8 protein-coding genes are annotated in these 6,247 nt (G+C 70.4%); 3 read left to right on the top strand and 5 right to left on the bottom strand.

All coding sequences use genetic code 11. The features are described from left to right. Window positions 1–103: 103 nt before the first annotated feature. From ACFY10_RS17120 to ACFY10_RS17110, 3 genes are all read right to left on the bottom strand, one after another. The gene (locus tag ACFY10_RS17120) at window positions 104–352 is read right to left on the bottom strand and encodes a hypothetical protein (RefSeq protein WP_390665929.1); all 249 of its coding nucleotides are present in this window, start codon (window positions 350–352) and stop codon (window positions 104–106) included. A 25-nt stretch (window positions 353–377) separates the two neighbouring features. After that, window positions 378–881, bottom strand: a complete 504-nt coding sequence (locus ACFY10_RS17115) for a sigma factor-like helix-turn-helix DNA-binding protein (protein WP_390665928.1) — start codon at window positions 879–881, stop codon at window positions 378–380. 172 nt (window positions 882–1,053) lie between these two features. Then, window positions 1,054–1,560 (bottom strand): MarR family winged helix-turn-helix transcriptional regulator, encoded by a 507-nt coding sequence (locus ACFY10_RS17110; RefSeq protein ID WP_390666181.1) that lies wholly within the window; start codon window positions 1,558–1,560, stop codon window positions 1,054–1,056. 165 nt (window positions 1,561–1,725) lie between these two features. On the opposite strand from ACFY10_RS17110, the gene ilvA reads away from it, so the two are divergent. The 3 genes from ilvA to ACFY10_RS17095 all read left to right on the top strand — a co-directional run bounded on the left by ilvA (window position 1,726) and on the right by ACFY10_RS17095 (window position 5,000). Then, window positions 1,726–2,955 (top strand): threonine ammonia-lyase, encoded by a 1,230-nt coding sequence (gene ilvA / locus ACFY10_RS17105; protein WP_390665927.1) that lies wholly within the window; start codon window positions 1,726–1,728, stop codon window positions 2,953–2,955. A 192-nt stretch (window positions 2,956–3,147) separates the two neighbouring features. Further along, window positions 3,148–4,158 (top strand): ATP-binding cassette domain-containing protein, encoded by a 1,011-nt coding sequence (locus tag ACFY10_RS17100; RefSeq protein ID WP_390665926.1) that lies wholly within the window; start codon window positions 3,148–3,150, stop codon window positions 4,156–4,158. Further along, a complete protein-coding gene (locus ACFY10_RS17095) occupies window positions 4,155–5,000 on the top strand; it encodes an ABC transporter permease (protein WP_390665925.1) in 846 nt (281 codons plus the stop codon). The genes ACFY10_RS17100 and ACFY10_RS17095 overlap by 4 nt, the downstream gene beginning before the upstream one ends. A 58-nt stretch (window positions 5,001–5,058) precedes the next feature. On the opposite strand, the gene greA is transcribed toward ACFY10_RS17095, so the two are convergent. Both greA and ACFY10_RS17085 read right to left on the bottom strand, forming a co-directional pair. Continuing rightward, a complete protein-coding gene (gene greA, locus ACFY10_RS17090; RefSeq protein ID WP_390665924.1) occupies window positions 5,059–5,559 on the bottom strand; it encodes a transcription elongation factor GreA in 501 nt (166 codons plus the stop codon). Between the two features lie 208 nt (window positions 5,560–5,767). Next, entirely contained in the window at window positions 5,768–6,166 is a 399-nt protein-coding gene (locus ACFY10_RS17085; protein ID WP_390665923.1) for a DUF4307 domain-containing protein, read from the bottom strand. Between the last annotated feature and the right edge of the window lie 81 nt (window positions 6,167–6,247).

The following is a 6,247-nucleotide window of genomic DNA, read 5'->3' as shown; positions in this document are numbered from 1 at the left end:
CCCTCGGTCCCCCCCCCCTGCCCCGCCCCCCCCCCCCCCCCCCCCCCCCCCCCCCCCGCGCCCGGCCCGGCCGGGCCCCCCCCCCCCCCCCCACCCCAGGTCGTCACCAGCCCGTGTACGGGGGAGTCGTCTGCGAGGGCGGCTCCACCCACGGGCGGGCCATCATGGCCCACACCAGGAACGCCACGCTTGCGGCGCACAGCAGCAGCCACATCAGGCGGCGGGCGAGCGTCCTGCGGCGCAGACTGCGGGTGCCGCGGCGCACCACGTCCCCGTACAGCTCCGGCGGCACCGGCGGCGGCACCTGCTCCATCATCCGCCGTGCGGCGGCCTCGCGCTCGGCCCGGTTCATGCGCGTCCCCCTCCGCCCGGGCGCCTCATGACGGCGCCACCTTCGCCCCGCCGACCGCCGGTGCCGGGTTGCGCGGCGGATGCAGCAGCGTCGCCGTGGCCCGGTCGCAGATCGCGCGGACGCGTTCCGTGGGCAGCCCGAGCAGCGCCGCCGTCTGCTCCTCGGCGACCCCCTCGTACAGCCTCAGGACCAGGATCAGGCGCTCCTGCGGTGCCAGCCGGGCCAGCGGACTGCCGGGATGCGGGCGGGCCCGGCCGAAACCGCCGTACTGGTGCCATGCCCCGCGCGCGAAGCGGGTGGCCAGGTACTGGCGGGTGCGGTCGTACGGGTCCTCCCCGCGCAGCCGGTCCCAGCACGCGTACGTGTGCGCCAGGGACAGCGTCAGCAGACGTCGCGCGCGCGGGTTGTCGTCCGGCGCCTCCGCCGTGAGCAGCGTGGCGGCATGCAGCAGCCGCCCTGCCGCGCCCGCGACGAACGCCTCGAACTCCCGGGCCCGGCGAGCGCCTTGGGACGCCTGCCACTGTCGCACCGCGCCTCCCGCCCTGACGCGACCCTGACGGAACCGGGACCCGGCCGCGTACGGAATCCGGAACCGCGTACGACAGGGACCCGGTCTCATCTGAGGCCAGGGGTGGCCTTTCGGTCAAGAGCTGGGAGGCACGCGCGCGTAAGAGCCCGCGGGGTACGCGTGCGGACGGCGCCTACGAGGCCGACGACGCCTCCGGCCCCGGCAGCCCCTGGGCCGCCATCCGGGAGGAGAGCGCGGTGTTGAAGCGCGTGAGGAGCGTGCAGAACGCCTCGCGCTCCTCCGGCGCCCAGTCCTCGGTCAACTCGGCCATCAACTGACGCCGGGACGAGCGCACTTCGTTCAGCCGCGACTGCCCGCGCGGGGACAGCTGAAGCACCACCGCGCGCCCGTCCTCGGGGTGCGAGGTGCGCTTGACGAGCCCGGTGTCCACGAGCGGAGCCACCTGTCGGGTGACCGTCGACGAGTCGATGCCCATGCTCGCCGCGAGCGCCTTGACGCCCATGGGGCCCTCTTTGTCGAGGCGATTGAGCAGCAGGTATGCGGCGCGGTCCATGGAGTTGCGCACCTGTCCGACCCCGCCGAGCCGGGTCTGTTCGGCACGGCGGGCGAACACCGCCACCTCGTGCTGCAGTGTGTCGAGGAGACCGGTGTCACCGACGATCGTCATGTCCATCGACATTTCAGGTGTTGTGGGCATGGCCGGAGGCTCACTTCATGAAGGGGGGCTGCTGGAATGGGGGACAGAGTACGCGGCCGGGGGGCAAGCCGTACCGGCGCTGCGCAAACCAGTCTCGGAGGTTGGTCACAGGGGCCGTGTGCGCCTGTGAACTGCGATGCTTGAGTCATGAGCTACAGCACGGCTGACTCCTTGCGGCCCGTGACCCTCGACGACGTGCGGGGCGCCCAGAAGATGCTTTCGGGCGTGGCACGGGTGACGGCGATGGAGGGAAGCAGGCACCTGACCCAGCTGGTGGGCGCGCCAGTGCACTTCAAGTGCGAGAACCTCCAGCGGACGGGTTCGTTCAAGCTGCGCGGCGCCTACGTCCGGATCGCCGCACTGCTGCCCGAGGAGCGGGCCGCCGGCGTCGTGGCCGCGAGCGCGGGCAACCACGCACAGGGCGTCGCCCTGGCCTCCTCGCTGCTCGGCGTGCGGGCGACGGTGTTCATGCCGCAGGGCGCCCCGCTGCCGAAGATCAGCGCCACGCGCGAGTACGGCGCCGAGGTGCGGCTGCACGGACAGGTGGTCGACGAGACGCTGGCCGCCGCGCAGGCGTACGCGGCCGAGACCGGCGCGGTGTTCATCCACCCCTTCGACCACCCCGACATCATCGCGGGCCAGGGCACGGTCGGGCTGGAGATCCTGGAGCAGTGCCCGGAGGTGCGCACCATCGTCGTCGGCATCGGCGGCGGAGGCCTCGCGGCCGGTATCGCGGTCGCGGTGAAGGCGCTGCGGCCGGACGTGCGGATCGTGGGGGTGCAGGCGGAGGGCGCGGCGGCGTATCCGCCCTCGATCGCGGCCGGGCGCCCGGTGTCGATCGAGAACCCGGCGACCATGGCCGACGGCATCAAGGTCGGGCGGCCCGGCGACGTGCCGTTCGGCATCATCCGCGAGCTGCTGGACGAGGTCCGCACGGTCTCCGAGGACGCACTGTCCACCGCGCTGCTGCTGTGCCTGGAGCGGGCCAAGCTGGTCGTCGAACCGGCCGGCGCGAGCCCGGTGGCGGCCCTGCTGAGCGACCCGGGAGCCTTCGAGGGCCCGGTGGTGGCGGTGCTGTCCGGCGGCAACGTCGACCCGCTGCTGATGCAGCGCGTCCTGCGCCACGGCATGGCCGCGCAGGGCCGCTACCTGGCGGTACGGCTGCGGCTGACGGACCGGCCGGGAGCGCTCGCCACACTTCTCGGGGTGTTGTCAGTGGTGGACGCTAACGTCCTCGATGTGAGTCACGTACGGACCGATCCACGGCTCGGGCTCACGGAGGCGGAGGTCGAACTGCACCTGGAGACGAAGGGGCCGGAGCACTGCGCCGAGGTCGGCCGGGCGCTGCGCGAGGCGGGCTACACGGTCATCGACTGAGCCGCCGGGCGATCCGGACTCAGCAGAACACCCAGCTCAGGGGCTCTTCGTCACGCGACCGGGAAAATGCATTGAGAGACGCGATACATCGCGTTATGGTGTGTCGTGGCCGCCTGCCGTGCCACCCATCAGGCGGAGCAAAGCGCGCAAACCAAGGCTTTCCGAAGATTCCCCGACGACGTGGAGACTCATATGCCAGGCGCCATCTATGCCGAAGGCCTGGTCAAAACCTTCGGTGACGTAAGGGCTCTGGACGGCGTCGACCTCGATGTCCCCGAGGGCACCGTGCTGGGCCTGCTCGGGCCGAACGGCGCGGGCAAGACGACGGCGGTCCGCTGCTTGACCACGCTGCTGCAACCCGACAGCGGCAGGGCGGTCGTGGCCGGCCTCGACGTCCTCAAGCAGCCCAACGAGGTGCGGCGCTCCATCGGCCTGTCCGGCCAGTTCGCCGCTGTCGACGAATACCTGACCGGCCGCGAGAACCTCCAGATGGTCGGCCAGCTCTACCAGATGAGGGCCAAGGCCGCGAAGGCCCGGGCCGCAGAGCTGCTGGACCAGTTCGACCTCGCGGACGCCGCCGACCGTCCCGCGAAGACCTACTCCGGAGGCATGCGCCGCAGGCTCGACCTGGCGGCGGCCCTGGTCGTCTCGCCGCCCGTGATGTTCATGGACGAGCCGACGACCGGCCTCGACCCCCGCAACCGCCAACTGCTGTGGGAGGTCATCAAACAGCTCGTCTCCGGTGGCACGACCCTGCTGCTGACCACCCAGTACCTGGAAGAGGCCGACCACCTCGCGCACGACATCGTGGTCGTCGACCACGGCCATGTCATCGCCCGCGGCACCTCCGACCAGCTCAAGGCCCGCACCGGCGGCGAGCGCGTGGAGGTCGTGGTGCACGAGCGCGAGCACATCGCGACCGCCGGCGAGGTCCTCACCGGCTTCGGCAAGGGCGAAGTCACCGTCGAGGAGCACACCCGCAAGCTCACCGTGCCCGTCACCGGCGGCGCCAAGCTGCTCGCCGAGGTCATCCGGGAGCTGGACACCCGCGGCATCGAGATAGACGACATCGGCCTGCGCCGCCCCACCCTCGACGACGTCTTCCTGTCCCTGACGGGACATGTGGCAGAGGCCAAGGACGAGGAGAACGGCACCACGGCGGACGCCAAGGACCGCAAGCCCAAGAAGGAGGCAGCCAAGTGAGCGCCGTCACCGACGCCGTGCGGGTCGCGCCGCCCGCGAACCCGGTCAGCCAGTCGATCCGCGACTCGCTGGTTGTTGCCAAACGCAACCTGATCCGCATGTCCCGGATCCCCGAAATGGTCATCTTCGGCCTCATCCAGCCGATCATGTTCGTGGTGCTGTTCAGCTATGTGTTCGGCGGTTCCATGAACATCGGCGGCACCACGGACCCCGTGGTCTACCGCAATTTCCTGATGGCCGGCATCTTCGCCCAGACGGTCACCTTCGCCACCGCGGGTGCCGGGGCGGGCATCGCCGACGACATGCACAAGGGGCTCATCGACCGTTTCCGCTCACTGCCCATGGCGCGCGGCGCGGTGCTGACCGGGCGGACGCTGGCCGACCTGGTGCAGACGGCGCTCACGCTGTTCGTGCTGGCCCTGGTCGCCCTTCTGGTCGGCTGGCGGACCCACACCAACATCGGTGAGGTGCTCGGCGCCTTCGGTCTGCTGCTCCTGACCGGGTACGCGTTCACCTGGATCGGCGCGGTCATCGGCCTGTCCGTCCGCACCCCCGAGGCAGCCACCTCGGGCGGTCTGATCTGGCTGTTCCCGGTCACGTTCATCTCGAACGCGTTCGTGGACTCGAGTCGCATGACCCCGTGGCTGCGCCACATCGCCGAGTGGAACCCGTTCAGCGCGACGGTCCAGGCCTGCCGCAAGCTCTTCGGCAACCCCGGCGTCTCGCCCTCGGACGCCTGGCCCATGGCGCACCCCGTGTGGGCCTCGCTGATCTACTCGGTCCTGATCATCGTCATATTCCGGACGCTGGCGGTGCGGAAGTACCGCTCGGCGACGGCGTGACCGACGCAACGACGATGCCCCCGGCGTCACCAGGGCGCCGGGGGCATCGAAGGGCGGATCAGCCGGTGTAGGGCTCGGCCTTGAGGATCGTCACCGAGGCCTTCTTGCCGTTCGGCAGCTCGTACTCCGCGTCCTCGCCGACCTTGTGGCCGATCACGCCGGAACCCAGCGGGGACTGCGGCGAGTACGTCTCGATGTCGGAGCTGGCGTACTCGCGCGAGGCGAGCAGGAAGGTCATCGTGTCGTCCTCGTCGCCGTCGAAGGCGATCGTCACGACCATGCCGGGCGCCACGGCGCCGTCCGCCGACGCCGGGGCCTCGCCGACCTGGGCGTTCTCCAGGAGCTGGGTCAGCTGGCGCACACGGAGCTCCTGCTTGCCCTGCTCTTCCTTGGCCGCGTGGTACCCGCCGTTCTCACGCAGGTCGCCCTCCTCGCGCGCGGCCGCGATCTTGGCGGCGATCTCCGTGCGCGCAGGACCAGACAGGTACTCCAGCTCGGCCCTGAGCTGGTTGTACGCCTCCTGGGTCAGCCAGGTGACGTTCTCGCTGGTCTGGGTCACAGGTGCTCCTCGTAGGTACTGGGAATACAAAGCATCGCCCTACCCAGAAGAATGTTCCTTCACGGATGGGCGAAACCACGAGCCTAACAATTCAGCGGCTGAAGGGGGAGGACATAAGCCATCAGGATTACGTCAATGCAGGTCACAGCGTCTGTATTCCGGCCGAGGCTGGATGGCGTCAGTCCGTCTCAGTCCGCCTCAGTCCGTGTCAGTCGGCATGGCAGCCGAGCAGCTCCGCCGTGGTCCCCTCGGATGTCGTACGGAGCGTGACGACCCGGTCGATACGGGTGGCGTGCCCGCCGAAGTGGAAGTCGGCCCGGCCCACCTCGGCCCCGTCCTTCGCCTGGGAGCGGATGGTGCAGTAGCCGGTGGCGTCGGCGTCCTTGCGGACCTCCAGATGCACCTTCACCGAGTCCTTCTGCGCATCGAAGGTGATCACCTCGGCGCTGATCTTGGTCTGGGCGACGTAGTGGTAGGCGAAGTAGCCGACCAGGGCGAGCAGCGCTGCCGCCAGGACGGCCCCGGTGATCTTGAGCTTGCGGTCGGCGCGCTCGTCCGAGGAGCGGCCGTAGCGGCCCTCGGGCAGCCGCGTGCTCGCCGTGCTCATGATCGTCCTCTCGGAAACCGGACCCCGGAATTTTTCGCCCCCCGATTCGGTCACTATAGAAGCCGCCGATCGCGCCGGTTC

The sequence above is a fragment of the Streptomyces sp. NPDC001401 genome, assembly GCF_042895385.1.
In the GTDB taxonomy this organism is placed as follows: domain Bacteria; phylum Actinomycetota; class Actinomycetes; order Streptomycetales; family Streptomycetaceae; genus Streptomyces.
The sequence above is the reverse complement of the archived record's forward strand: the minus strand, read 5'-3'. Positions and strand labels throughout refer to the sequence as shown.

What these genes read in the sequence shown, in the direction of transcription:
- ACFY10_RS17110 (WP_390666181.1), bottom strand. Translation starts at nt 1,560, where the DNA reads ATGTCGATGGACATGACGATCGTCGGTGACACCGGTCTCCTCGACACA.
- ACFY10_RS17085 (WP_390665923.1), bottom strand. Translation starts at nt 6,166, where the DNA reads ATGAGCACGGCGAGCACGCGGCTGCCCGAGGGCCGCTACGGCCGCTCC.
- ACFY10_RS17100 (WP_390665926.1), top strand. Translation starts at nt 3,148, where the DNA reads ATGCCAGGCGCCATCTATGCCGAAGGCCTGGTCAAAACCTTCGGTGAC.
- ilvA (WP_390665927.1), top strand. Translation starts at nt 1,726, where the DNA reads ATGAGCTACAGCACGGCTGACTCCTTGCGGCCCGTGACCCTCGACGAC.
- ACFY10_RS17120 (WP_390665929.1), bottom strand. Translation starts at nt 352, where the DNA reads ATGAACCGGGCCGAGCGCGAGGCCGCCGCACGGCGGATGATGGAGCAG.